The 23,326-nt window shown below is 49.6% G+C and carries 19 protein-coding genes; 16 read left to right on the forward strand and 3 right to left on the reverse strand.

From position 1 onward, the window contains the following. Window positions 1-14 precede the first annotated feature (14 nt). The 13 genes from KKH3_RS05610 (at window position 15) to adrA (ending at window position 15,812) form a co-directional block, all read left to right on the forward strand. Window positions 15-842, forward strand: coding sequence for a glycosyltransferase (locus tag KKH3_RS05610; RefSeq protein WP_039356734.1), 828 nt, complete (start codon window positions 15-17; stop codon window positions 840-842). An 8-nt stretch (window positions 843-850) separates the two neighbouring features. Further along, window positions 851-1,804 (forward strand): NAD-dependent epimerase/dehydratase family protein, encoded by a 954-nt coding sequence (locus KKH3_RS05615; protein ID WP_039356738.1) that lies wholly within the window; start codon window positions 851-853, stop codon window positions 1,802-1,804. A 355-nt stretch (window positions 1,805-2,159) separates the two neighbouring features. After that, complete coding sequence (locus KKH3_RS05620) at window positions 2,160-3,056, forward strand: sugar phosphate nucleotidyltransferase (RefSeq protein WP_039356741.1); 897 nt, start codon at window positions 2,160-2,162, stop codon at window positions 3,054-3,056. A 227-nt stretch (window positions 3,057-3,283) separates the two neighbouring features. Beyond that, window positions 3,284-4,690: an NADP-dependent phosphogluconate dehydrogenase gene (gene gndA, locus KKH3_RS05625; RefSeq protein WP_039356745.1), complete on the forward strand. Its 1,407-nt coding sequence runs from the start codon at window positions 3,284-3,286 to the stop codon at window positions 4,688-4,690. Window positions 4,691-5,156: 466 nt separating this feature from the next. Continuing rightward, complete coding sequence (locus tag KKH3_RS05630; RefSeq protein WP_039356747.1) at window positions 5,157-5,441, forward strand: hypothetical protein; 285 nt, start codon at window positions 5,157-5,159, stop codon at window positions 5,439-5,441. 75 nt (window positions 5,442-5,516) lie between these two features. Continuing rightward, window positions 5,517-6,194, forward strand: a complete 678-nt coding sequence (locus KKH3_RS05635) for a YjbF family lipoprotein (protein WP_039356749.1) — start codon at window positions 5,517-5,519, stop codon at window positions 6,192-6,194. A gap of 9 nt (window positions 6,195-6,203) precedes the next feature. Then, window positions 6,204-6,986: a capsule biosynthesis GfcC family protein gene (locus KKH3_RS05640; protein WP_039356752.1), complete on the forward strand. Its 783-nt coding sequence runs from the start codon at window positions 6,204-6,206 to the stop codon at window positions 6,984-6,986. Beyond that, a complete protein-coding gene (locus tag KKH3_RS05645; RefSeq protein WP_039356755.1) occupies window positions 6,983-9,106 on the forward strand; it encodes a YjbH domain-containing protein in 2,124 nt (707 codons plus the stop codon). Before KKH3_RS05640 ends, KKH3_RS05645 begins: the two co-directional genes overlap by 4 nt. 525 nt (window positions 9,107-9,631) lie before the next feature. Continuing rightward, window positions 9,632-10,189 carry a chorismate mutase gene (locus tag KKH3_RS05655; protein ID WP_039356761.1) on the forward strand — a complete coding sequence of 186 codons (558 nt, stop codon included), beginning with the start codon at window positions 9,632-9,634 and terminating at the stop codon, window positions 10,187-10,189. Between the two features lie 19 nt (window positions 10,190-10,208). Next, a complete protein-coding gene (locus tag KKH3_RS05660; RefSeq protein WP_039356764.1) occupies window positions 10,209-11,837 on the forward strand; it encodes a S53 family peptidase in 1,629 nt (542 codons plus the stop codon). A gap of 325 nt (window positions 11,838-12,162) precedes the next feature. After that, window positions 12,163-13,587 (forward strand): glycoside hydrolase family 1 protein, encoded by a 1,425-nt coding sequence (locus tag KKH3_RS05665; protein WP_039356766.1) that lies wholly within the window; start codon window positions 12,163-12,165, stop codon window positions 13,585-13,587. 93 nt (window positions 13,588-13,680) lie between these two features. Next, on the forward strand, window positions 13,681-14,517 hold the full coding sequence (gene licT, locus KKH3_RS05670) for a BglG family transcription antiterminator LicT (protein WP_039356769.1): 837 nt from the start codon (window positions 13,681-13,683) through the stop codon (window positions 14,515-14,517). A 233-nt stretch (window positions 14,518-14,750) separates the two neighbouring features. Continuing rightward, a complete protein-coding gene (gene adrA, locus KKH3_RS05675) occupies window positions 14,751-15,812 on the forward strand; it encodes a diguanylate cyclase AdrA (protein WP_039356771.1) in 1,062 nt (353 codons plus the stop codon). Between the two features lie 115 nt (window positions 15,813-15,927). Here adrA and KKH3_RS05680 read toward each other — a convergent pair whose 3' ends face one another. From KKH3_RS05680 to KKH3_RS05690, 3 genes are all read right to left on the reverse strand, one after another. Beyond that, window positions 15,928-17,031, reverse strand: coding sequence for an ABC transporter substrate-binding protein (locus tag KKH3_RS05680; protein ID WP_039356773.1), 1,104 nt, complete (start codon window positions 17,029-17,031; stop codon window positions 15,928-15,930). Window positions 17,032-17,357: 326 nt separating this feature from the next. Further along, entirely contained in the window at window positions 17,358-17,663 is a 306-nt protein-coding gene (locus KKH3_RS05685; RefSeq protein ID WP_039356774.1) for a putative quinol monooxygenase, read from the reverse strand. A 47-nt stretch (window positions 17,664-17,710) separates the two neighbouring features. Continuing rightward, a complete protein-coding gene (locus KKH3_RS05690; RefSeq protein WP_039356775.1) occupies window positions 17,711-18,568 on the reverse strand; it encodes a MurR/RpiR family transcriptional regulator in 858 nt (285 codons plus the stop codon). 439 nt (window positions 18,569-19,007) lie between these two features. Between KKH3_RS05690 and KKH3_RS05695 the strand changes: the two genes are divergently transcribed. From KKH3_RS05695 to iolD, 3 genes are all read left to right on the forward strand, one after another. Next, window positions 19,008-20,519 carry a CoA-acylating methylmalonate-semialdehyde dehydrogenase gene (locus KKH3_RS05695; protein ID WP_039356776.1) on the forward strand — a complete coding sequence of 504 codons (1,512 nt, stop codon included), beginning with the start codon at window positions 19,008-19,010 and terminating at the stop codon, window positions 20,517-20,519. A gap of 116 nt (window positions 20,520-20,635) precedes the next feature. Beyond that, on the forward strand, window positions 20,636-20,809 hold the full coding sequence (locus tag KKH3_RS22200) for a hypothetical protein (RefSeq protein ID WP_167371719.1): 174 nt from the start codon (window positions 20,636-20,638) through the stop codon (window positions 20,807-20,809). Window positions 20,810-20,927: 118 nt separating this feature from the next. Beyond that, on the forward strand, window positions 20,928-22,859 hold the full coding sequence (gene iolD / locus KKH3_RS05700; protein ID WP_039356778.1) for a 3D-(3,5/4)-trihydroxycyclohexane-1,2-dione acylhydrolase (decyclizing): 1,932 nt from the start codon (window positions 20,928-20,930) through the stop codon (window positions 22,857-22,859). Window positions 22,860-23,326: the final 467 nt, after the last annotated feature.

Raw genomic sequence — 23,326 nt, forward strand, 5'->3', positions numbered from 1 at the left:
GGTTTTTACTTATCATGAATAATGATTTTAAATTTAGTGTGTTGATGTCTATTTATAAGAATGAGACACCAGATAATTTTGATGAGTCTTTGGCTAGTTTATTTGAGCAAAAACTAAAGCCTGATGAGGTTGTTATTGTAATTGATGGCCCAGTTGAAGTTTCGATTTTTGATGTCATAAATAAATGGATGAATTATCTGGATTTAGTAGTTATTCCTCTCAAGGAAAATGTTGGCTTGGGTAAAGCGTTAAATGTCGGTCTTGACGTCTGTAAATATGAATTAGTGGCCAGAATGGATACTGATGACATTTCAGAACCTGAAAGATTTTTTAAACAAATAAATCATATGCGAAACAATCCAGATGTTTTTTTATTGGGTACAAGCGTTGAAGAATATGATGAAAGGATGAAGAACTCATTAGGCATAAAAAAAGTCCCTATTTCTCATAATGAAGCGCTGCATTTCTCAAAAAAAAGAAATCCATTTAATCACATGAGTGTGATTTTTAAAAAGTCAGCAATAATTAATGTTGGAGGGTATCAGGATCATAAGTTTATGGAAGATTATAATTTATGGTTAAGAGTTATTGCTGCAGGGTATCATATAGAAAACTTACCAGATGTTCTTTTAAAAGTTAGATTTGACCAAAAGTCAATTAATAGAAGGAGTGGTTTAAGTTATATTTTGAGTGAAATAAAATTATTTAAGCTCAAGTATAAATTGAAGGCTCAACCCCTTACTCCATTATTAATAACATGCTTTTTGAGATGTATTCCTAGAGTTTTGCCTGGTTTTTTATTATCGAAAATATACAAATTTAACAGAAAAAATACATTATAGGAGGGGGTATGATTGCTATTGTTGGTGGTTCTGGTTTTATTGGTACTGTATTGGCTATGCGTCTAAAAAAAGAAAATATAAATTTTAAAATATTGGATAAGAATAAATCTCTGGAGTTTCCTGGTGAGTGGGAATACTGTGATGTTACTGATTTCAATTCTTTGTCTTCTGTTTTAAACGATGTAAGTGCAATAATAAACCTTGCCGCAGAACATAAGGACAATGTACATCCTGTTAGTCTATACTATGATGTTAATGTTCTAGGAGCTAAGAATATTTGTGAGGCCGCGGTGGAAAATAATATTAAGAATATTATTTTTACTTCATCTGTTGCGGTCTATGGTTTTGTGGAGAAAGAAACCAGTGAAAATGGAGAATACCATCCATTTAATCACTATGGTAAGTCGAAGTTAGAAGCTGAATATGTCTATAATGCATGGTTTGATAAATGTGAAGACAATAGACTTATTACTATAAGACCGACTGTGGTTTTTGGTGAGAATAATCGTGGGAATGTTTATAATTTATTTAGGCAAATAGCGTCAGGTAGATTTTTAATGATTGGATCTGGTGATAATAAAAAATCAATGGCTTATGTGGAAAATATTTCCGCATTTATTCACTATGTGACAACAAATTTACCAGTTGGAAAATATGTTTTTAACTATGTTGATAAGCCTGATTTTACTATGAATGAGTTGACGGGGATAATATCTAAGGCTTTAGGGAAAAAAGAAAATAATGTTAAAGTCCCCTATGCTGTAGGTATGTTAGGTGGCTATATTTTTGACTTTTTAAGTAAAATGACTGGCAGAGAATTCCCAGTAAGCAGCATTCGTATAAAAAAATTCTGTGCAAGAACGCAATTTAAATCTGACACTATCAGTCATCTTGATTTTGTTGCACCCGTTCCATTAGCGGAAGGAATTTCAAAAACAGTCAGGAATGAATTTTTAAAGTAATATATAACAATATATGCTATCTCTTTATCAGGAAAAGTCGATACTTGAGAGCGCTTTGTGGCTGATTGGATGTAATCTAAAGGAATACCCCTTAACCTCCCTGCATACTAAAAAGTTCTGCAGGGATCATTTCTGAAATGTGACATTTGGCTGAATATTGAGCGTCTTCGGGTGCTCTTTATCGCTAAAAAGCGTTTTTTGCACAGTGCAACAACGTTGATCTGTACAAAATATGGTTACGGGATACACCCTAGGGTCATGCGTGCTGTGTGGCATTACCCTCGCAGGGTAAAGATGATCGGCCAGATCAAAACAGTTATCTAGATAAAAACCATTAGATTGAAGAGAGTCATCCATGACAGCATTGAAAGCTATTATCCCTGTAGCAGGTTTAGGGATGAATTTGTTACCGGTGACCAAGGCCATTCCTAAGGAAATGTTGCCGCTGGTTGACCGCCCGGTGATCGAGAAGATCGTCAACGAGTGTGTGAGAGCGGGTATTACAGAAATTGTTCTGGTGACGCATGCGTCGAAAAACGCAATTGAAAACCATTTCGACACCTCGTTTGAGCTTGAATCTCTGTTGGAAGAGCGGGCCAAGCGTCAACTGCTGGCCGAAGTGCAATCTATCTGCCCGAAAGGCGTGACGATTATGAACGTTCGCCAAGGGGAAACGCTGGGGTTAGGGCATGCCGTCTCCTGTGCTCGTCCAATCATTGGGGACAACCCATTTGTCGTGGTGTTACCCGATGTGGTGCTGGATGAAGGCACGGCCGACCAGACGAAGGAAAACCTGGCGCTGCTAATCTCCCGCTTTGAAGAAACAGGTCGCAGTCAGGTGTTGGTGAAGCATCGTCCTTATGAGGTGTTGCCAGAATACTCTGTTGTTGATTGTGAGAAACCGCTGGTGAATCCAGGTGATTCCGCAGCGATTACGTCTATGGTCGAGAAACCAGAAGCGCCGTCCGAAACGGGGTCCGATCTTTCTGCGGTAGGGCGCTATGTATTAACTGCTGATGCATGGCCATTGCTGGATAAAGCCGAGCCTGGTGCATGGGGACGTATTCAGTTGACGGATGTGATTGCCGATATGATTGCAACCCAGCAGGTTGATGCGGTGCAGATGTCTGGCAAAAACTTTAACTGCGGTCGTAAATTGGGTTACGCGCAAGCGTTTGTGTCTTATGGGTTACGCAATCCTGAATTCGGTGCCGAATTTAAAGAAAGTATTAAGGCACTGCTGAAAAAGTAATCTTGAGTGATAACTCACTGTAAAACCGCAGATCGTGAATCGTTCTGCGGTTTTTTCTTTTTCCCGCCATACGTTCCGATTGGGTGAGCTTTCGCTATCAAACCAATCACTATCCACTCACGCAAAGCTGAGTTACCATGTTGGCCTGTTTTTAATTGCTTGCGGGTCGCAACGCGAGTCGTTGTCGTCGTTGCAGGCAGGTTATCCTTCAGACAGGAGTTGCTTTAATGTCCAAACAGCAAATTGGCGTTGTCGGTATGGCGGTGATGGGGCGCAATCTGGCGCTGAACATTGAGAGCCGTGGCTATAGCGTTTCCATCTTTAACCGTTCTTCCGATAAAACCGATGAAGTTATTGCGGAAAATCCGGGTAAAAAACTGGTGCCTTCTTACACCGTTAAAGAGTTTGTCGAATCCCTGGAAAAACCACGCCGTATTCTGCTGATGGTGAAGGCCGGTGAAGCAACCGATAAAACGATTGAATCGCTGAAGCCTTACCTGGAAAAAGGCGATATTCTGATCGATGGCGGTAACACCTTCTATAAAGATACGATTCGCCGTAACCGCGAGCTGTCTGCTGAAGGGTTTAACTTCATCGGTACAGGCGTCTCCGGTGGGGAAGAAGGCGCGCTGAAAGGGCCTTCAATCATGCCGGGCGGCCAGAAAGAAGCGTATGAACTGGTTGCGCCGATTCTGGAACAGATAGCCGCGCGTGCTGACGGCGAAGCCTGTGTGACCTACATTGGCGCTGATGGCGCAGGTCACTATGTCAAGATGGTGCATAACGGTATTGAATACGGCGACATGCAGCTGATTGCAGAAGCCTATGCGCTGCTCAAACAGGCGCTGAATCTGGGCAATGAAGAACTGGCCTCAACGTTCTCCGAATGGAATAAAGGCGAGTTAAGTAGCTATCTGATTGAAATAACAGCTGATATCTTCACGAAAAAAGATGAAGAAGGTAAATATCTGGTTGACGTGATTCTGGATGAAGCGGCTAACAAAGGCACGGGTAAATGGACCAGCCAAAGTTCTCTGGATTTGGGCGAACCGCTGTCTCTGATCACGGAATCTGTTTTTGCTCGCTACCTTTCTTCTCTGAAAGATCAGCGTGTTGCGGCATCTAAAGTGCTGTCTGGCCCAACGGCTCAGGCATTCGGTGGCGATAAAGCTGAGTTTGTTGAGAAGGTGCGTCGTGCGCTGTATCTGGGTAAAATCGTGTCTTATGCTCAGGGCTTCTCACAGTTGAAAGCAGCATCCGATGAGAATAACTGGGATCTGAACTACGGTGAAATTGCCAAGATTTTCCGTGCTGGTTGCATCATTCGTGCACAGTTCCTGCAAAAAATCACTGATGCATATGAGCAGAAAGCAGATATCGCTAACCTGCTGTTAGCGCCTTACTTCAAGAAAGTGGCGGACGAATACCAGCAGGCGCTGCGCGACGTGGTTTCTTATGCTGTCCAGCAAGGTATCCCGACGCCAACGTTCTCTGCGGCAATCGCCTATTACGACAGCTACCGTTCAGCTGTGCTGCCCGCTAACCTGATTCAGGCTCAGCGCGATTATTTCGGTGCGCATACCTATAAACGTACGGATAAAGCGGGCGTGTTCCATACCGAATGGTTGGAATAATCGTTTCTTATGCGTAGATCGTGCTGTTTGTGAAATAAAACGCCAGATTGGGAAATATCTGGCGTTTTTTATATTGCGGAATGAAAGCATCGATATCGTGAAGATTTCTAAGACTTTTTTTCTGGAATACTGTAAATTTCATTAAAGAAATCTGCTTTTTTACCGAGATCATTACTGTTTATTACACCGAGATCTTGCTATTTTTAACAGTGTTGCAAAAATTGAGTTGTAGTTTGGCTTTCTGGCGTCTTCTAATAAGAGATGGCTTTATGTCATAGAGGGGCTATTCCCCATTGATGGTTTCACTGCCATTGAATTGTGACGCATTACTAGGTGGATCCTGGTAACGGCTGGTAGCGGGCAAATAAGATGTATTTGCCACTGTGCTAGCTGGAATAAAGGACGGGATATGGTCTTTTCGACGGTATCCCACCCTGAAGTACTTCATGTTAAAAAGGAAATCGTAATGAAGAAAACGTTAATCACGCTGGCTGCGGTACTGGCCATGTCGTCAAACGCGTTTGCTGTTGATGGCGTATCTAGCTCCACTTCTGGTACCTCTACTACCACGACAACCAGCGCTGCTGGTGCCGCGGGTGCAGGTGGTGCAGGCTTTGCTGCTGGTACTACTGGCCTGATCGCTATCGGTACTGCTGCGGCGGTTGCTGTTGCAGTTGCAGTTGCTGTTTCCAGCAACGATGACAGCTCTCCTGCGGGAACAACGACGGCAACGACTGGCACTGCTGGTTAATTTCGTTTCAATTCCAAGGCCACTTCGGTGGCCTTTCTTTTTCCAGGCTGCGCTGTTCAACGAGAACTGCATTTCATGACAAAAATAAAACGAACGGTAAAGGTGAAAGCGCTGATTGCCATACCTCTTTTATCAGTTGCGCTGACTGGTTGTTCCCAAAATGTGGATCAAGTGGGGAAAACATTTAAACTGGCGTTTTTCGGTCAGGCTGACACCCATGTGACCGCTACACAGGTTGCCAATACGCCCTATGCATCGGCCTATCTTAAGGTAGGGAAAGCGCCACAGGCGTTTGTTGTGCTCGCCTTTATCGAGCAAAATCAGTTGAAATGGATCGGGGCCGATAAAAATATGGTATCGACCCAACATGGGCGCTTGGTGAAAACGCAGGGCTTCGGCGAAGACATTACCTATGTGGATAACCTGCAACAAGATCCTCTGGCCTTAGGCTTATTGAAGACATCGACGCCAATGACATGGCAAAGCCGGGTTGAATGGGCTCAGGTCTTTCGTGGTGGTTACACGACTACGTCTGTTTTTCAGGCTCGCGGAAAAGAAAGCGTAAAGATTCTGGATACCTCGCGTGAGCTACTGCGCTTCGATGAAAAGGTTACTGTCCCCACTTTGAATGAATCTTATACCAACAGCTATTGGTTAGATCCGGCTAACGGAAGTGTGGTGCAAAGCCAGCAGTATATGGGGCCGGGTATGGCATTGGTCACATTCACCGTATTAAAACCCTACGTACAATAAGAGGCTGCAATGTTGGCACTTAATCGTATCGCTACCTTGTTGCTGCTGGTTTCCGGTGTTGCCACCTCCGCACAACTGACAGTGAAATCGCCTCAAGAAACGATCGCTGTCGTTAAACTGGACGACGGTACGCGTCTTGAAAAATTTTACGAACAGGTTTCCTGGCCACAGAATATCAACTGGCAAACGGCGTTTATTTCTGATTTCGCGACAACACAGAAGGTACGAGCACAGGGTGATGTCTTGCTGCAAAATCTGGCTGAGCTGGAAACGCGTTGGCGTAACTCTGGTGATGGAGATTTAGCTATTTCCGCCTGGCTTCTGAGAAAAACGCTGACTCCAATCAACGTTGCGGGTCGTATTCGTACCGAGCTGGATCCTGACCGCGTACGTGTTCATATAGAAAACAATCGCCCTCTGGTGGGGGAATATGCACTGTATGTGGCTCCCCATGATGACAGAGTGTCGCTGATCGGGTTGGTCAACACATCCGCCGATGTGGGTGAACTGGAGACCTCGGGGAAAGTGGCGCTGCGTGCCGGATGGTCGGTCGAGAATTATCTCTCTGGACGTCGGCTTCTTGCTGGAGCGGATAACAGTTACGGCTATCTGATTCGGGGGAACGGTCAGTGGCGTAAAGTACCGCTGGCGCTGTGGAATCGTCAGCATATCGAACCCGCTGCGGGCGAAACGATCTTTATCGGTTTTGATCCCTCGGATCTACCACAGGATATGTCATCACTTAACGATCAGCTTGCTGACTACCTTGCTAACCGGACTCCACTCGAATGACAAAGATCAGAAACGTTAAATTAAGCTGTCTGTCGTTGGCGATTGGCGGCATCTTGAGTGCGCAGGCAATAGCGGCCGAGACTGGAAGCAGCCGTACTGATACAAACCCAAATCTGCGCTTTCAGCCTGCGGGGGTATCGCAGTCTGATTTTGGTGGCACCGGCCTGTTGCAGATGCCGACGGCACGTATGGCAGAAACGGGCGAATTTAGCCTTAACTATCGCGACAACGAGGAATATCGACGTTATTCCATATCCCTCCAGCTCTTTGACTGGTTGGAAACGACAGTGCGTTATACCGATACGCGTACGCAGCCATACAGCCAAAGTACAGCTTTTAGTGGCGATCAGACGCAAAAAGATAAAGGTTTTGATATAAAAGCTAGATTGTGGCAGGAAAGTTATTGGCTGCCAGACGTTTCCTTAGGCTTGCGCGATATTGCGGGTACAGGATTGTTTGATAGCGAATATGTGGTTGCCAGTAAGAGTTTCGGTCCGTTTGATTTCACCTTGGGTATGGGGTGGGGCAATATGGCTGAGAGCGGCAATATTAAAAATCCCGCCTGTTCACTGAAAGCCAGCTTTTGCCAGCGTAGTGATTCTTTTAAAACGGGTGGAGGGCAGTTTGAGTTTGAGAACTTCTTCCACGGCTCGGCGGCGCTATTTGGTGGGGTAGAGTATCAGACGCCGTGGGATCCGTTGCGCTTAAAACTTGAGTACGATGGTAATGATTACAGTCGAGAATTTGCTGGTACTATCAAACACGATTCTCCATTCAACGTTGGTGCTGTTTATCGCGTCGGTGATGTGTTAGATACCACGCTGTCGTGGCAGCGCGGCAATACTTTGATGTGGGGCTTTACCCTGCGTACCAACTTTAACAGCCTGAAGCCGAACTATTTAGACGATACACCACCCGTCTATGCGCCAGTACAGGATGGCAAAGGGACAAATTGGCAGCTCGTTTCGAAGGAGCTGAATGATAAGGCTGGGTTTAAGGACGCCGATATTTACGCGGACCAAAAGCAGGTCACTATTGTTGCCGATCAGACAAAGTATCGTGATAGTGAACAGGCGACGCAGCGTGCGGCTACGGTACTGGCAAACCACGTACCGGGTAGTGTTGATGAATACCACCTTGTTCAGCGCAGTCAGCGTTTACCGATTGCCAGCACGAAAGTGGATGCCAAAGCCTTCCATCAGGTTCAACAAGCTGCCGTTCCGCTTGGTCAACCAGAACCAGACACGCATCGTAAAGAACCGGTATCCGACGTGCGTGGTCAACGCGTGCTACTCGCGGAGCCCGATCGTCTGACCTATTCATTAGATCCGACGTTGACGCAGTCTTTTGGTGGCCCTGAATCCTTCTACATGTATCAGGTTGCATTGAAAGGCAACGTGGACTATCGCCTGAGTGACCACTGGAGCGTAGGCGGAACGGCAACGCTGAATCTGGTGAATAACTACGACAAGTTCAATTATAAAACACCACCGGCGGATGGCTCAGCGCTACCGCGTGTCAGAACCTGGGTGCGTGAATACATTACCTCTTCCGATCTATTATTGACCAACCTGCAATTGACTCGCAGGGATAACCCCGCGCAGGACTGGTATACCCAGGTCTACGGTGGCTATCTGGAAATGATGTATGCGGGTGTCGGATCTGAAGTGCTGTATCGTCCGTTTGGCAAGAGCTGGGCGCTGGGACTGGATGTTAACTATGTCAAACAGCGTGACTGGAACGATATCATGAGAATGGCCGACTATGATGTGGTGACTGGCCATCTGACCGCATACTGGGAACTGCCGTTTGTCGAAGGTGCCGTTGCGAAAGTAAGCGTAGGTCGCTATCTGGCTGGGGATAAAGGGGTGACGCTCGATCTGTCTCGCCGCTTTGACAGCGGGATCGTTGCGGGTGCCTTCGCGACTAAAACCAACGTCAGCTCCGCTGAATATGGTGAAGGAAGCTTTACCAAAGGCTTCTACGTCTCGATACCGTTTGACCTACTATTCACCGAACCGACGGTGAAACGTGGCGCTGTTGGTTGGGTGCCGCTAACGCGAGATGGTGGCCAGATGCTACAGCGCCGCAGTTCGCTGTATGGTCTCACAGAACACTAATCGATATTCGTTCGTTTAGGGTAAATCAAGCCCGTCATGGCCAAGTGCCACGACGGGCTTTTTTACGTGCGTTGACTACCGATTAACATTGCTATTTGTAACTAGTGTGAACTATTTCATTTAGTTATTGTTTGTATCTTAATCATCGGATGGCGGAGGGGTTCGCTTCCTGAGCTTGACGCATAAATTATTTATAATTTAGTCAGTTAATAGCAACTATCAAGACGAGTTGAAGCGTTTTTAAGAACAAATGTTTCCTGTGGCTAACGGTTGAAATAGTTTCGTCATGGAATATTCATCTAGCGAAACCTATTATTTCCTGCCGCAACGGCGAAATAAAAATATATACCCTAAATAATTCGAGTTTCAGGACAAAAACGGCAAAGCGTTCTTGAACAGCGCTTGCGCTGACCCGAAGAGGTGAGGCCATAAGGCCGAATAACGCAGCCAACGCACATGCAACTTGAAGTATGACGGGTATAGCCATAGACCTTCATGGTGGTGCTGACAGGAGAATGTAATCCGATGAATTTGCCTATTTCCGCTGTTATCTCGTTAGTGATGAGCTCTGTTTGGTGTGTTCCTCTCTATGCTGCAACGCAGGATTATCCTCTTGGTATCTATCAACTGATTCAGGAAAGGATGGCGTTGATGAAAGATGTTGCGGGGTATAAGGCACGCCAACACCTGCCCGTTGAGGATCTGAAGCAAGAGGAACGTATTTTGAGTAAGGCGCGAGAACAAGCCGTTACCGTTGGATTATCCCCTCAGAGTACGCAACTGTTCTTTACCTCATTAATGAATGCCAGCAAAGCGATTCAGTATCGCTATATGGCGGACTGGCTTGCGACACCGGAGAACGATTGGACACCCCTTTCTCTGAATGACACGGTCAGACCCACGTTACTCACGATTGATGACCAGCTTCTGGTTAGCATTAAACGTTATCTCACGAATGGCGGGCATTTTGCGCCTCAGCAAGAGGCCACATTTCTTTCTTCTATTAATGTTGAGCATCTGTCACAGAACGACAAACGCCAGATTTATGCGGCATTGAGTCACATTGAACCAGACGGCAAATAGCTGAGTGGGAGAGAAGACGATGACTTACCAATTATTGAAAGGGAGTGAACGCGGAAATATCGCTGACGCTGTGTACCGCGAACGCTGCGATGTTAATGAAAACGTTAGAGTCATGCTGGTGTTGCGTTTTACAACGCCAGATGATGAGTATTACACCGAACTGCACGATAGTATTGATCCACAATTTGGCGGCATCTGCGCCAATAAACCGCTGTCGCGTGCCAGTTATGCCAGAAAGTTCGGCGCTGATGAGGCCGATCTAGAACATGTCCGTGCGTTTGCGCGGCATTATCGGCTATCCGTCGAGCGTGAACATGCAGCCAGCCGTACCGTCTTCTTGACGGGGACGGTGGAGCAAATGGAGCAGGCGTTTCGCGTGAGCTTGGCCCGGTATGACCATAAACACGGGGCATTTCGTGGCAGAGCAGGGGGAATTTATCTGCCGGGATACCTACAGGGCGTGGTTATCGCCGTACTGGGGCTCGATGAACGTCTGGCGTCGAACTGTTACCTGCGCATGAATGACGCGTTTTCTGCTACGGCAAAGCGCTTGTCGGGTTATACGCCGCTCGAGCTGGCAGAGCTTTACCACTTCCCAGAGCATGACGGCGCAGGGCAGTGTATTGGCATTATTGAACTGGGGGGCGGATATCGCTTACCGCAGTTGGCGCACTATTTTAAGCGAATGGGCGTCAAGCCGCCGCAGATCGTCGATGTTTGTGTGGGCGGCGCTAAGAATGCCCTTGCTTCGTCAGATGACGACAAAGAGGTGAACCCGATTGATATCGAAGTGCAGATGGATATCGAAATCGCGGGTACGCTGGCACCGGCCGCTAAAATTGTGGTGTATTTTGCTCCGAATACCGATGCCGGGTTTTTAGAGGCGATTAATACGGCGATTCATGATGAAAAAAACGCGCCGTCGGTGATTTCGATTAGCTGGGGGGCCAGTGAGTCAGAATGGACCGCGCAATCATTACAGGTGTACAACCAGGCCTTTCAGACCGCCGCTGCACTAGGGATTACGGTGTGCGTGGCGTCTGGCGATCACGGTTCACAGGATGGTGAACCCCATGGTTTGCACGTCGATTTCCCTGCATCCAGCCCCTACGTTTTAGCCTGTGGTGGCACTCGCTTGCAAAAAGCGATGGAAGAAACAACCTGGCATAACCGAGACGGCGGTGCGACTGGCGGTGGCGTCAGCCAGTACTTTGCGTTGCCCGGTTGGCAGTTAGGGATGTCTCTGGTCGACAAATATGGCGGTCATCATCCTTTGCAACACCGCGGCGTACCGGACGTCAGTGGTAATGCCGATCCCGAAACAGGCTATCTGATTGAAGTTAACGGACTGGAAGGCGTTGTTGGGGGAACCAGCGCTGTTGCACCGCTGTGGGCGGGATTGTTGGCGCGTATGCTGGCGTTGACCCACTCGGCCTCGCTGTTTATCCCTCCCTTGCTGTACCGTAATCGTAATAGCTGCAAGGATATTGTGCGGGGAAATAATGGGGCATTCGTTGCCTCTGAAGGATGGGACGCCTGTACGGGACTGGGGTCGCCAGATGGAATGAAGTTGCTAAGGCTGCTGAAGCGGCTCGTGAGGCTCAATGGTAACGGCGTGCGCGACAGCGACGATGGACACGAGCGGTGAGTCTGCATGTCTGGGGTGGCTGGTACAGGGACACTCCTGCTCAGGTGAGGAAATTATCGGTGATATTCATCACAGATCGCCCGACCTCGGTTTGAGTCTACGGCAGTTAGCAGATATAACCCGATAAGAAGGACGTGATCGGGCTAAGGCCCGAGCGAAACCTGATACGACACATGTTATTCAGACATGTTCGTATCAGGTTTTTTTTTGCCTGAATCCAGCCCGATCGCGCGCTACCCATAACATCAGTGATGTCTCGCTGACATTGTCTTGTTGATAAATTGTCTTGTTGAGAAATTATCTCGTTGAGAAAAGGAGAGAAACCGTGAAATACCGTCATCTTAAGCGTTTCCCAGAGGGGTTTTTATGGGGCGCGGCGACATCGGCTTATCAGGTTGAAGGGGCATGGAATGAAGACGGCAAAGGGCCATCGGTGATTGATGCCAGAACATCCTATCCTGAGGGCACAACGGACTTTAAAGTCGCCAGCGACCATTATCACCGTTACAAGGAAGATGTCGCCCTGTTTGCCGATATCGGCTTTAAAACCTACCGTTTTTCCATCGCCTGGAGCCGCATCATTCCCGATGGCAGCGGCGAGGTAAACCCGGCGGGCATTGCGTTTTACCACAATCTTATCGATGAATTGCTGCATTACGGTATTGTGCCAATTGTCACGATGTACCATTTCGATCTGCCACAGGCGTTACAGGAAAAAGGCGGTTGGTATAACCGGGAAACGGTGGAGGCATTTGAGCGTTTTGCCAACGTGCTGTTTGATGAATACGGCGACAAGGTGAAGTACTGGCTGACCATCAATGAACAAAATATGATGATTTTGCACGGTTCTGCATTGGGCACGCTCGATCCTACGCTGGAAAATCCGAAGCAGAATCTCTATCAGCAGAACCACAACATGCTGGTGGCGCAGGCGAAAGCGATGAATGCGCTACATGACAAAGTGCCCGGTGCGAAAATTGGTCCGGCACCCAACATTGCATTGATTTATCCGGCCTCATCGAAGCCTGAAGATGTCATGGCGGCGTTCAACTATAACGCGATCCGCAACTGGCTGTATCTGGATATGGCGGTGTATGGGCGTTATAACACCGCGGCCTGGCGCTATATGGAAGAAAAAGGCTATACGCCAGAGATTCTTCCCGGTGATATGGATATTCTGGCATCGGCCAAGCCCGATTTCATTGCATTTAACTATTACACCTCACAAACGGTTGAAGCCAGTAAAAATGACGGTCTGGATGAAATCGCTCGCGGAGGCGATCAGCACCTGAAATCAGGTGAAGAAGGCGTGCATCGCGGCGCAAGTAATCCGTGGTTGCAGAAAAACGCCTTTGGTTGGGAGATCGATCCGATAGGCTTCCGCAATACGCTGCGTGAGCTGCACGATCGCTACCATTTACCGCTGATCATTACGGAAAATGGGCTGGGCGCGTTTGATACGCTGGATGAAAACGGTGAGGTTCACGATGATTACCGTATCGACTACCTGCAACGCCACATTGAGCAAATCCAGCTTGCGATCACCGACGGGGTAGATGTCTTCGGGTATACGCCATGGTCGGCGTTGGATCTTATTTCCACCCATCAGGGATGCTCGAAACGCTATGGCTTTATTTACGTCAACCGTGAAGAGTTCGATCTGAAAGATCTGCGGCGTATCCGTAAAAAAAGCGCATACTGGTATGCTGATGTCATAAAAAACAATGGGCTGGATAGCTCAGAAGCGTAAAAATGAAAGAAGGTGCCTCGTCAATATCACGTTGAGGCGCTAAACGGTAGGGAAGGCCTGTGTGCCTTCCCGTCAGACAGGACGGCTGATGCGATGATAATTAAAAAAATACTGAGCAATAACGCCGTGCTGGTGCTGGCAGATGACCGACGGGAAATTGTGGCGATTGGCAAAGGTGTCGGTTTTGGCAAGAAAGTGGGCGACCCTATCGATCCGCAGCGTATTGAAAGCCAGTTCGTGAAGAAAAGCGACGGCATAGCGGATGTGCTGTCACAGCTACTGGCAGACATTCCACCTGACTGTCTGGCCGTAACGCAGCAGATCATGACTCTGGCGCAAAAAACGCTGCGACTTGATGTGCAAGACACGCTGTTTCTGGCACTAAGCGACCACATTAACTTTGCTATTCAACGCCATAAAAAAGGGCAGACGATCAAGAACCTGATGCTATGGGATATTCGCCAGTTCTATCGCAGTGAATTTGCCGTTGGGTTGGAGGCGCTGGAACTGATTCGCACCAGACTGGATATTGATTTACCGGAAGATGAAGCAGGGTTTATTGCGCTGCATCTTGCGAATGCGACGAATAACAGCGATATGCAGAGCACGATGCAAAGCGCGGGTATCATTAAAGATATTCTGACCATTCTGAAATACGATCTACACATCACGTTTGATGAACATTCTCTTAATTATCAGCGTTTAGTTACGCATCTGAAATTTTTCGCTCTGCGTTTGTTAAATCGGGAAACGGTGAACCACGGTGATGATTCCATCTATCAGGGGATTACCGAATTGATGCCACGAGCCTATAGCTGTGCAATGAAGGTATATGATTATGTGGAAAAAAATTACGGTTGCCAGCTAACAACAGATGAGATCATGTTTTTGACCATTCACATCAACCGGTTACAGCCTTCCTCGTCTTAATCGCACAGGCCAGCATGGTGGGTACACCCGCGGCAATAAACGATAGGGAACGACAGTCGCGGGTAAGACCGCCGCGTGTTAGCACTTGTGTTACTCTATTTCACTTTTATGACACGAAGTTCGTTTCGTTATGTAACAAAATAAATTCAAAAATTGCTCACTGTTGCTGACATGCTTTCAGCCATAATGTTCTTTTTTCTCGCTATTTGTTCGTGAACCGTATGGGGGTCGTTATGTCAGCCTCGTCGCCGATGTTTTTGACGGTAGATATACGTCGCTCAGGGCTACGCTTTTCCCTGCGAGTCTATATTCCACGGATTGTCGGGACGATCCTGTGCTCTTTCTTTATTTCCTCGGTACTGATTACCCGGTCTACGCCAGTGTTGCTGTGGGTGCTGCTCTTCCTTAACACCTTTATCTGGCCTCACATTGCCTACACGCTGTCTCTGCGGTCACGCGATCCGATGCAGTGTGAGAAGCGTAATTTATTGATTGATGTGGTGTTTGGCGGCATCTGGATAGGGTTTATGGGCGTCAATCTTCTGCCCAGCGCCCTGATTGTGGCGATGGTAGGGATGAACGGTACGGCTGGCGGTGGGATAAAGCTGTTTGTTCAGGGCATCGTATTACAGTGTGTCGCCTGTGTACTGGTACTTGTGCTGTTTGCCGTACCTGTTTCGCTGGATACGACACCGCTACAGCTTTATGCCTGTCTGCCGATGTTGCTGGTCTACCCGATTTTTCTGGGTTATGTCACTTACACCACCGCGCTGAAATTGGCAGAACACAAACGTATGCTGATGGAAGTCAGTATTCATGACGGGATGACCAGCCTCTATAACCGTCACCACTGGGAACGTCTGCTAAAGCATGAGCATGATATTTGCCAGCGTTATAAACGTACGGCGACGCTAGTCCTGTTTGATATCGACCATTTTAAAGCTTTTAACGATAACTTCGGGCATAACGTCGGCGATCAGGCGATATTGCTGCTGGCGCGTGAGCTGACATCCGGCTTTCGGGAAACGGATGTCATTGGGCGATTCGGCGGAGATGAATTTGCCGTTATTTTACCGCAGACGAGTGCGGGAGAGGCGCTGGACGCTGTGAATCGCATTCGGGAGAGCTTATCGTTGAAGTTCCTGAACCAGACGCCGCAGCTGGCGGTGTTTGTCAGCGTCGGTATTGCGGAGATTTCACCGGAAATGGATCAATATATTGATTGGTTAAAGGCCGCAGATATGGCGCTTTACCGGGCAAAAAACAAAGGCCGTCGCCGAACCGAAGTCTCCTGAATACACAAGACTACCGTCTGAAAGTGTTGTGTGCTGACGACGAATAACAAGAGGCCCTTATCGCCATCGATACAGTGATAAGGGCTTTTTCTATTATAAGGACGCGAATAACCTATTAATGCGGTAAGGCTTCTTTTGGATGCAGTCCTAAGTTACCCGGAGACGGCTCGCCTTTCACTTCGCCGAGATACAGACCGATTTGTGCACGGAATGATTCTACCGCGGCACGATCGCTCATGAAGTCGGCAAAGGCCTGCGGACTGGTGTTCTTATATTCCCAGATAGGCTTATAGCCAGCAGGTGGCGCAACGTCAGTACGCACTGACCACATATACCAGACATTGCTCTGCGTCTCTTTATCCAACAGCCAGCTCAGATAAAGCTTGGCGCTTTCCGGGTGTTTAGCCTGTTTGAAAATGGCCGCACGCTGCGCCCAGGAAACAAACGGATCGCTTTTTGGCAACACGAAACGCGAATTGGCGTTTTGATCGGGAGACAGCGCACCGTCGGTTGAGAATGTTGCCGCTGATTTACCGCTTTCCACATCGTCGGCGGGAGCCTGCGTACCGCGAACATAAACCGGGTTCTGTTCTTTGAATTTAGCGACATACTCCCAGCCGTATTTATCCACGACCTGTTTAAACCAGAACAGCACCGCATCGTCATCGTTCGGGTAGGTTAAAACAATGCTGCCTTTCAGATCGGGACGTAAATAGTCATTGGCTTCTGTTGGCCAGGCATTTTCAGCAATCAGCTTGGTATTCACTACGTTGCTGAACGCGTCGACAAAGACGCCGGTCCAGGCACCGTCTTTATCTTTAAACGCAGGGTAGACTTTGTCCCAGCCGATAGGTTTGTAGTTCAGCAGCACGCCCTCTTTTTTCCAACGCGGGTAATCCTGCAAGGTTTGTAACTGCACCACATCCGGCACCAGCGTTTTGGTCGCTAATTGATTATCAATACGCGCATCGTGGAATTTACTGTAATCCACAATAACGTTGAGCTTCATGCCTGGAAAACGCTTTTCAAACGCCTGCTTAATGCCATCCTGCTGACCCGGCGTGTCGCCACCGGCATAGACGGTAACAATGCCGCCTTCCCGGAGCGCGTTCTGATAAAGCTCGTTAATCGGGCGCTTATCGGCCTCTACTGCCGCATAGCTGGCCGCTGCCGTCGCCATCAGCGCCGTAAATGCGACCACCTGTTTTATTTTAAACATCGATTCCTCCTGAATGAGAGCCGGTATCTACCGATGCACCGCTCATCCACTATGACTGTTGGCTGAGATAAGAATGCATTAGCGATAGCATATAAATGGCTATCAAATTGTTTAATTTGTTTGATAGTCATTACCCTGCTGACTAACAGCTGGTTTTGCTGCTATCAGCGGGGTTTTGTATGTTATCTGGTTGTGGAAAATGTTAAATAAGAAAAAATTGAGATTTTAATTCAAAAAAAATGACTGAGAAATTGGCGTAAAAAAAGCAACATGCTGGGGGATCACGGCGATATTTAGGCCGTTCCACGACCTAAAATTGAATGGATTCAAACGGCAGGGGGATGACTATCAAACGGATCCATCAGCAGGAAGGTGCACTCGGCTCGCTGGTGGCTATTGATCATCGGAACCAGCCGCTGGAAGTGTTCGGTCTGGCAGTGAATATCCAGTGCGGCTCTATCCGGCCAGGTTTCGATAAAGGTAAAATGACCCGGATCTTTTTGATTGATAAAAAGCTCATAGGAGATGCACAGCGGCTCCTGTCGGGTTTTCTCTATTAACTCGCGGTACAGCGGCATGACGATTTCAATGTACTCAGGCTTAATAAAATCCTGTGCGATCACTTTAAGCATAAAACGGCTCTCCCTCTCTGTGAGTCCTGCTGATTAAACGATTCCGACTAGCCGCGCTGCTGTTTTTCACTCTGATCTGCGCCGTTTCCCTGCCGGTAGGCCAGCGACACCATAAGCGACTGCACCAGACATAGCGTGGCGGACTGTGAACGGAATGCATCAACCTGTGCCTCTTTCACGACAAAGCAAACGTCGCTGAGCGTCGCCAGCGGGCTGATCTGGCTGTCGGTAATCACGATTTGCCGCGCGCCGGCTTTCGCTGCCATCTCACTGACCATCACGGTTTCCTGTGAATAGGGCGAGAAGCTGATGGAAACCACCACGTCGCGTGAGCTGACACGGCTGAGCTGTTCACGAAACATGCCTCCCAACCCGTTGACCAGAATCGGGCTGCTTTCCAGATGACTAAGCGCGTAGGTCAGGTAAGTGGCGACGCTGAACGAGCGCCGCAGCCCTACGATGTAGATGGTATCCGCCTGAGCCAGCAGATCGACGGCTTTTTGCAAATCCTCTGGCGGTGTGCGTGCCGCCAACTGCTGCATGGCCTGCGCGTTTGAGCGAGCAAACTCATGCAGAATATCCAGCGGCGTTTCTGGTATCGCGTCAGCTTCCATCGCCCGAAACAGCCGCGCCCGGTCGGTATAGCTGGCGGTTTCTTCCACCAGATTCATTCGGAACAGCTGTTTCATTTCGTTGAAGCCGCTGAAATCAAAGGCATTGGCGAAGCGAATCAACGTTGAGGGGGGAACGTCAGCGCGTTCGGCGATCACCGCGACGGTATCGAAAGCGATGCTATTGGTATTATCCAGCACATAGTGTGCCACCTGCTGTAACCGCTTGCTGAGCGAATCATAACGCTCTCGGATCTGTTCCTGTAACTCTCTCAGGCTGGCTGCCATGGGCATAGCGGGTTATCTCCCAAAACGTATAAGAACCTATCCCATTAGGGCGATTTCATGACTGGCGCCTGAAACGGAACAGAAAATTCATTTCTGGATACGGTTGTTTTATTTGTACGACATTGTTGGCGGTACACCTTTTATCGATACGGCTATTTTCAGAGGCTGCTCGCCTAATTCTGGTGACTTAAGCCCGTTATTAGGGGAAACACAAGGGGAGGTTCCCGCAGGGAGGCCTCATCCCTGTGATCGCCCCGTGTATCTCGATCGGAGTTAGGCTTCTCACCTGTCTGTATGGACCGCTGTCTTCAAGTTTACATAAAAATTCGCAGCGGATCACAATAATCAATATTTATTTTATTTTTCCATTAAATGGAATATTCATTTCATATACTGTAATCCGATATCAGCCGTTTGTCTCCTCAAAACCCACAAAGGTGTAAACATGGAAACCGTATCTAACTTCATTCAGGGGGCGATTGCCTCCAGCAACAGCCAACGCTACGCCGCGGTGTATAACCCAGCGACGGGCGAGCAGATTCGCCAGGTTGTGATGTCTGATAAGGCGGAGGTCGAGCAGGCGATTGCCAGCGCGGCAGCAGCATTCCCTGCGTGGTCAAAACACTCTCCGCTACGCCGTGCGCGCGTATTGTTTCGCTTCAAAGCACTACTGGAAGAACGAATGGATACACTGGCCCGGCTGATTTCACAGGAGCACGGCAAGGTCTATTCCGATGCCGTGGGGGAGGTGACGCGCGGTCTGGAAGTGGTTGAGTTTGCCTGTGGGATTCCACATCTGCAAAAAGGCGAACACTCGGCGAATGTCGGCACCGGGGTGGATAGCCATTCGCTCATGCAGCCGCTTGGCGTGTGCGTCGGGATTACGCCGTTCAACTTCCCGGCGATGGTGCCGATGTGGATGTTCCCGATTGCGCTGGCGACCGGTAATACCTTTGTGCTTAAGCCGTCGGAAAAAGATCCGTCACTCTCGCTGCTGTTAGCGCAGCTGCTGAAAGAAGCGGGTCTGCCGGATGGCGTCTTTAACGTTGTTCAGGGCGACAAAGAAGCGGTCGATGTTCTGTTGACCGATCCGCGCGTGCAGGCGGTAAGTTTTGTGGGGTCGACGCCAGTCGCGGAATACATTTATCAGACGGCATCGGCGCACGGCAAACGCTGTCAGGCGCTGGGCGGGGCGAAAAACCACTGCATCCTGATGCCGGATGCCGACATGGACATGGCTGCCAGCGCGATCATGGGCACGGCGTTTGGTGCGGCAGGCGAGCGCTGCATGGCGCTGTCGGTGGTGGTGGCCGTTGGTGATGACACGGCGGACGCGCTGAATCAGCGTCTGAATGCACAGATCAACGCAATGCGCGTTGGGCCGGGTTTGGTGGACGGTCAGGAGAATGAAATGGGGCCGGTGATCAGCGCACCGCACCGGGCGAAGATTGCCGACTATATTCAAAGTGGCGTCGAGCAGGGCGCGACGCTGCGCATTGATGGCCGTACGCTGTCTGTACAGGGGCATCCGCAAGGTTACTTTATCGGACCGACGCTGTTCGATAATGTCACGCCGGAGATGAAAATCTATCAGGAAGAAATTTTTGGCCCGGTGCTGTCCGTGGTGCGCGTACCGGATTACCAGACGGCGGTGACGCTGATTAACAACCATGAATATGGCAACGGCACCGCTATTTTTACCCGCGATGGTGAAACGGCACGCCAGTTCTGCGAAGAGGTGCAGGCAGGCATGGTCGGCGTGAACGTACCGATTCCGGTGCCGATGGCATTCCACAGCTTTGGCGGCTGGAAACGCTCTATTTTTGGGCCGCTCAATGTTCACGGCAATGATGGTGTGCGCTTCTACACCCGCATGAAAACCGTTACCAGCCGCTGGCCCGCCAGCGTCCGTCTGGAGCACCACACCAGCAGCTTCGTCATGCCCACGCTGGAGTGAGGATGTGTCATGAAAGAACTAAACCTCCGGCTGGCTTATTACGATAAATAGTTGTGCAGATTTTTATTGTATTTCTTTTCACGTAAAAAATTGCGCTGAGGTGGCGTGACCGTCGGGTGAGCGACAAGGATGTCGCGAAAGCCAGTGCCGTGCTGGGAGCACGTCACTGGTGGCCCGGGCTACGGGCACGAACGCCGAAGGTATCGCGTAGCGACGCAATTTCCCGTGGAAAAGCCTGGGGTCATGGGGCAGCGGCGATTGAGCTGCCCCGTGTCGGGCGTGTGCGGTAGTGTGGAAAAGAAGTAGTTTGCGTAACACGCACGAAACTTTATGCCGACTGACATAGAAATCGTTTCTATGGCCAGCACGGTGGCTAGCCGTCTGGATAAAACAGGTAGGAGTGGATCAATGGATACGTGTCGCATCACCATGGCGCAGGCGCTGGTCAGGTTTCTCAACCAGCAATACCTCAGCGTAGACGGTGAAGAATCCCCCTTTGTGCAGGGCGTCATGACCATTTTCGGTCACGGTAATGTGCTGGGCATCGGTCAAGCGCTGGAGCAGGAGGCGAATCGTCTCACTGTGCATCAGGGGTGCAACGAACAAGGAATGGCGCATATCGCCGTTGGGTTCGCTAAGCAGCACAAGCGGCGGAAAATCTATGCGGTGACCTCATCGGTGGGGCCGGGCGCAGCAAATATGGTGACTGCTGCGGCGACCGCCACCGCCAACCGTATTCCGGTGTTACTACTGCCCGGCGATCTCTTTGCCTGCCGCCAGCCAGATCCGGTGTTGCAGCAGGTCGAGCAATATCACGATCTGTCGATTAGTACCAATGACTGCTTTAAACCGGTGTCCCGCTATTGGGATCGCATTAATCGCCCTGAACAACTTATGAGTGCACTGATTAACGCCATGCGCGTGCTGACCGATCCGGCTGATACCGGTGCGGTAACGCTGTGCTTACCGCAGGATGTGCAGGCAGAAGTTTGGGATTATCCGGCATCGTTTTTCCGCAAACGCGTCCATCATCTCGAACGCCGTCCGCCGGATGCGGCACGACTGGATGAGGCGGCAGCGCTGATTGCGAAAAAGCGTCGTCCGATGCTGATTTGCGGCGGCGGTGTGCGTTATTCCGGCGCACATGATGTGCTGGCGCAGTTTGCCGAGCAGTTTGCGATTCCGTTTGGCGAAACGCAGGCAGGCAAGGGCGCGATTGTTTCCTCACATCCGCTGAACTGCGGCGGCATTGGCGTGACGGGCGGGCTGGCAGCGAACCGACTGGCGCAGGAGGCAGATCTGATTATCGGCGTCGGGACGCGTTTAACCGACTTTACTACGGGTTCCAAATCGCTGTTTCAGAACCCGAACGTCGAATTTTTACTGCTTAACGTTGCCGAGTTCGATGCGTTAAAACTGGATGCGCTGCCTTTAATCGCCGATGCACGTGTCGGGCTGGAGGCGTTGGCCGAACGGCTGGAGACCGTGTCATATCGTAGTGACTGGCAGCAGACTGTCGAGCAGGCTCGTGCTGAATGGGAACGCGAGCTACAGCGGCTGTTTACCGTGCAGGATAACGGTGAATTGGTGCCAGAAGTGGTGGATGGTCTGGAAGACAAGCTGGATGAATACCGCCAGATGCTGAACACCCATCTGACGCAAACGCGCGTGCTGGGCATTCTGAATGAGAAACTGGAAGACAACGCGATTGTGGTGGGGGCGGCGGGTTCGTTACCGGGCGATCTACAGCGCGTGTGGCAGGTGAAAACGCCGGACAGCTATCATCTGGAATACGGCTATTCCTGTATGGGGTACGAGATTGCGGCGGCGATTGGTGCACGCCTTGCGGCACCGCAACAGCCGGTCTACGCGATGGTCGGCGACGGGTCTTATTTAATGCTGCATACCGAACTGCAAACGGCGGTACAGGAGGGCATCAAAATCACCGTGCTGCTGTTCGATAACGCGGGCTTCGGTTGTATCAACAACCTGCAAATGAGCCAGGGAATGGGCAGTTTCTGTACGGAAAATCGCTACCGCGATGCGGAGTCGGGGCAACTGCGCGGTGGGCTTATTCCCGTAGATTTCGCCAAGAACGCGGAAAGCTATGGTTGTAAAGCGTGGCGGGTACAGGATGAAATCTCGCTAAGGCAGGCGCTGGCTGAATCACGCGAACATCCGGGACCGGTGCTGCTTGATATCAAGGTGCTGCCGAAAACGATGACGCACGGCTACGAATCCTGGTGGCGCACCGGCACAGCGCAGGTTGCGGATAATCCAGAGATTGAGGCTGCTGCCAATAGCGTGAAAGCGGCGCTCTCACATGCCCGTCAGTATTAAATGATTTCCCCTACATCACTATCCTTTATCTACAAATAACGGAAGGCGAAAGTGGGGGGGGCTGTAATCCGGCGTAAGAAATTATGCTGAGGAGATAGCAGGTTTAGGATGAGCCGCATGGACGCGGCGAAAGCTTGCGCCACGCCGGGAGCGTGTCGCAAGCGGTCCGTTAAGCCTGATACCGACGAAGGCATCGCGTAGCGACATAATTTAGCCGGAAAGCCAGGGTTCGCAGGGCGGCGGCGACTGAGCGCCCTGCGTCGGGCGCGTGCTACGAGGTGGCATGTAATGACAGCATTGTGGCGCACGAAACCGTCTCCTCGTTCGCATAAAATGTGACGAAGAGAAAGCTTGTGCAGATGAAGTTTGCGATCTTTAGTGCTGCCTAATTCTTACTCTAGACACCCGAATCGAATTGAAACATCCATTTCATTTTCAAACCGCAGTTTCATTTTTCCTCCCGTTGA

This window comes from Pectobacterium actinidiae (genome assembly GCF_000803315.1).
In the GTDB taxonomy this organism is placed as follows: Bacteria; Pseudomonadota; Gammaproteobacteria; order Enterobacterales; family Enterobacteriaceae; genus Pectobacterium; species Pectobacterium actinidiae.

Bases quoted from the DNA above. Each gene is read 5' to 3' on its own strand.
- KKH3_RS05610 (WP_039356734.1), top strand. From the start codon at position 15: ATGAATAATGATTTTAAATTTAGTGTGTTGATGTCTATTTATAAGAAT.
- KKH3_RS05615 (WP_039356738.1), top strand. From the start codon at position 851: ATGATTGCTATTGTTGGTGGTTCTGGTTTTATTGGTACTGTATTGGCT.
- KKH3_RS05620 (WP_039356741.1), top strand. From the start codon at position 2,160: ATGACAGCATTGAAAGCTATTATCCCTGTAGCAGGTTTAGGGATGAAT.
- gndA (WP_039356745.1), top strand. From the start codon at position 3,284: ATGTCCAAACAGCAAATTGGCGTTGTCGGTATGGCGGTGATGGGGCGC.
- KKH3_RS05630 (WP_039356747.1), top strand. From the start codon at position 5,157: ATGAAGAAAACGTTAATCACGCTGGCTGCGGTACTGGCCATGTCGTCA.
- KKH3_RS05635 (WP_039356749.1), top strand. From the start codon at position 5,517: ATGACAAAAATAAAACGAACGGTAAAGGTGAAAGCGCTGATTGCCATA.
- KKH3_RS05640 (WP_039356752.1), top strand. From the start codon at position 6,204: ATGTTGGCACTTAATCGTATCGCTACCTTGTTGCTGCTGGTTTCCGGT.
- KKH3_RS05645 (WP_039356755.1), top strand. From the start codon at position 6,983: ATGACAAAGATCAGAAACGTTAAATTAAGCTGTCTGTCGTTGGCGATT.
- KKH3_RS05655 (WP_039356761.1), top strand. From the start codon at position 9,632: ATGAATTTGCCTATTTCCGCTGTTATCTCGTTAGTGATGAGCTCTGTT.
- KKH3_RS05660 (WP_039356764.1), top strand. From the start codon at position 10,209: ATGACTTACCAATTATTGAAAGGGAGTGAACGCGGAAATATCGCTGAC.
- licT (WP_039356769.1), top strand. From the start codon at position 13,681: ATGATAATTAAAAAAATACTGAGCAATAACGCCGTGCTGGTGCTGGCA.
- adrA (WP_039356771.1), top strand. From the start codon at position 14,751: ATGTCAGCCTCGTCGCCGATGTTTTTGACGGTAGATATACGTCGCTCA.
- KKH3_RS05680 (WP_039356773.1), bottom strand. From the start codon at position 17,031: ATGTTTAAAATAAAACAGGTGGTCGCATTTACGGCGCTGATGGCGACG.
- KKH3_RS05685 (WP_039356774.1), bottom strand. From the start codon at position 17,663: ATGCTTAAAGTGATCGCACAGGATTTTATTAAGCCTGAGTACATTGAA.
- KKH3_RS05690 (WP_039356775.1), bottom strand. From the start codon at position 18,568: ATGCCCATGGCAGCCAGCCTGAGAGAGTTACAGGAACAGATCCGAGAG.
- KKH3_RS05695 (WP_039356776.1), top strand. From the start codon at position 19,008: ATGGAAACCGTATCTAACTTCATTCAGGGGGCGATTGCCTCCAGCAAC.
- iolD (WP_039356778.1), top strand. From the start codon at position 20,928: ATGGATACGTGTCGCATCACCATGGCGCAGGCGCTGGTCAGGTTTCTC.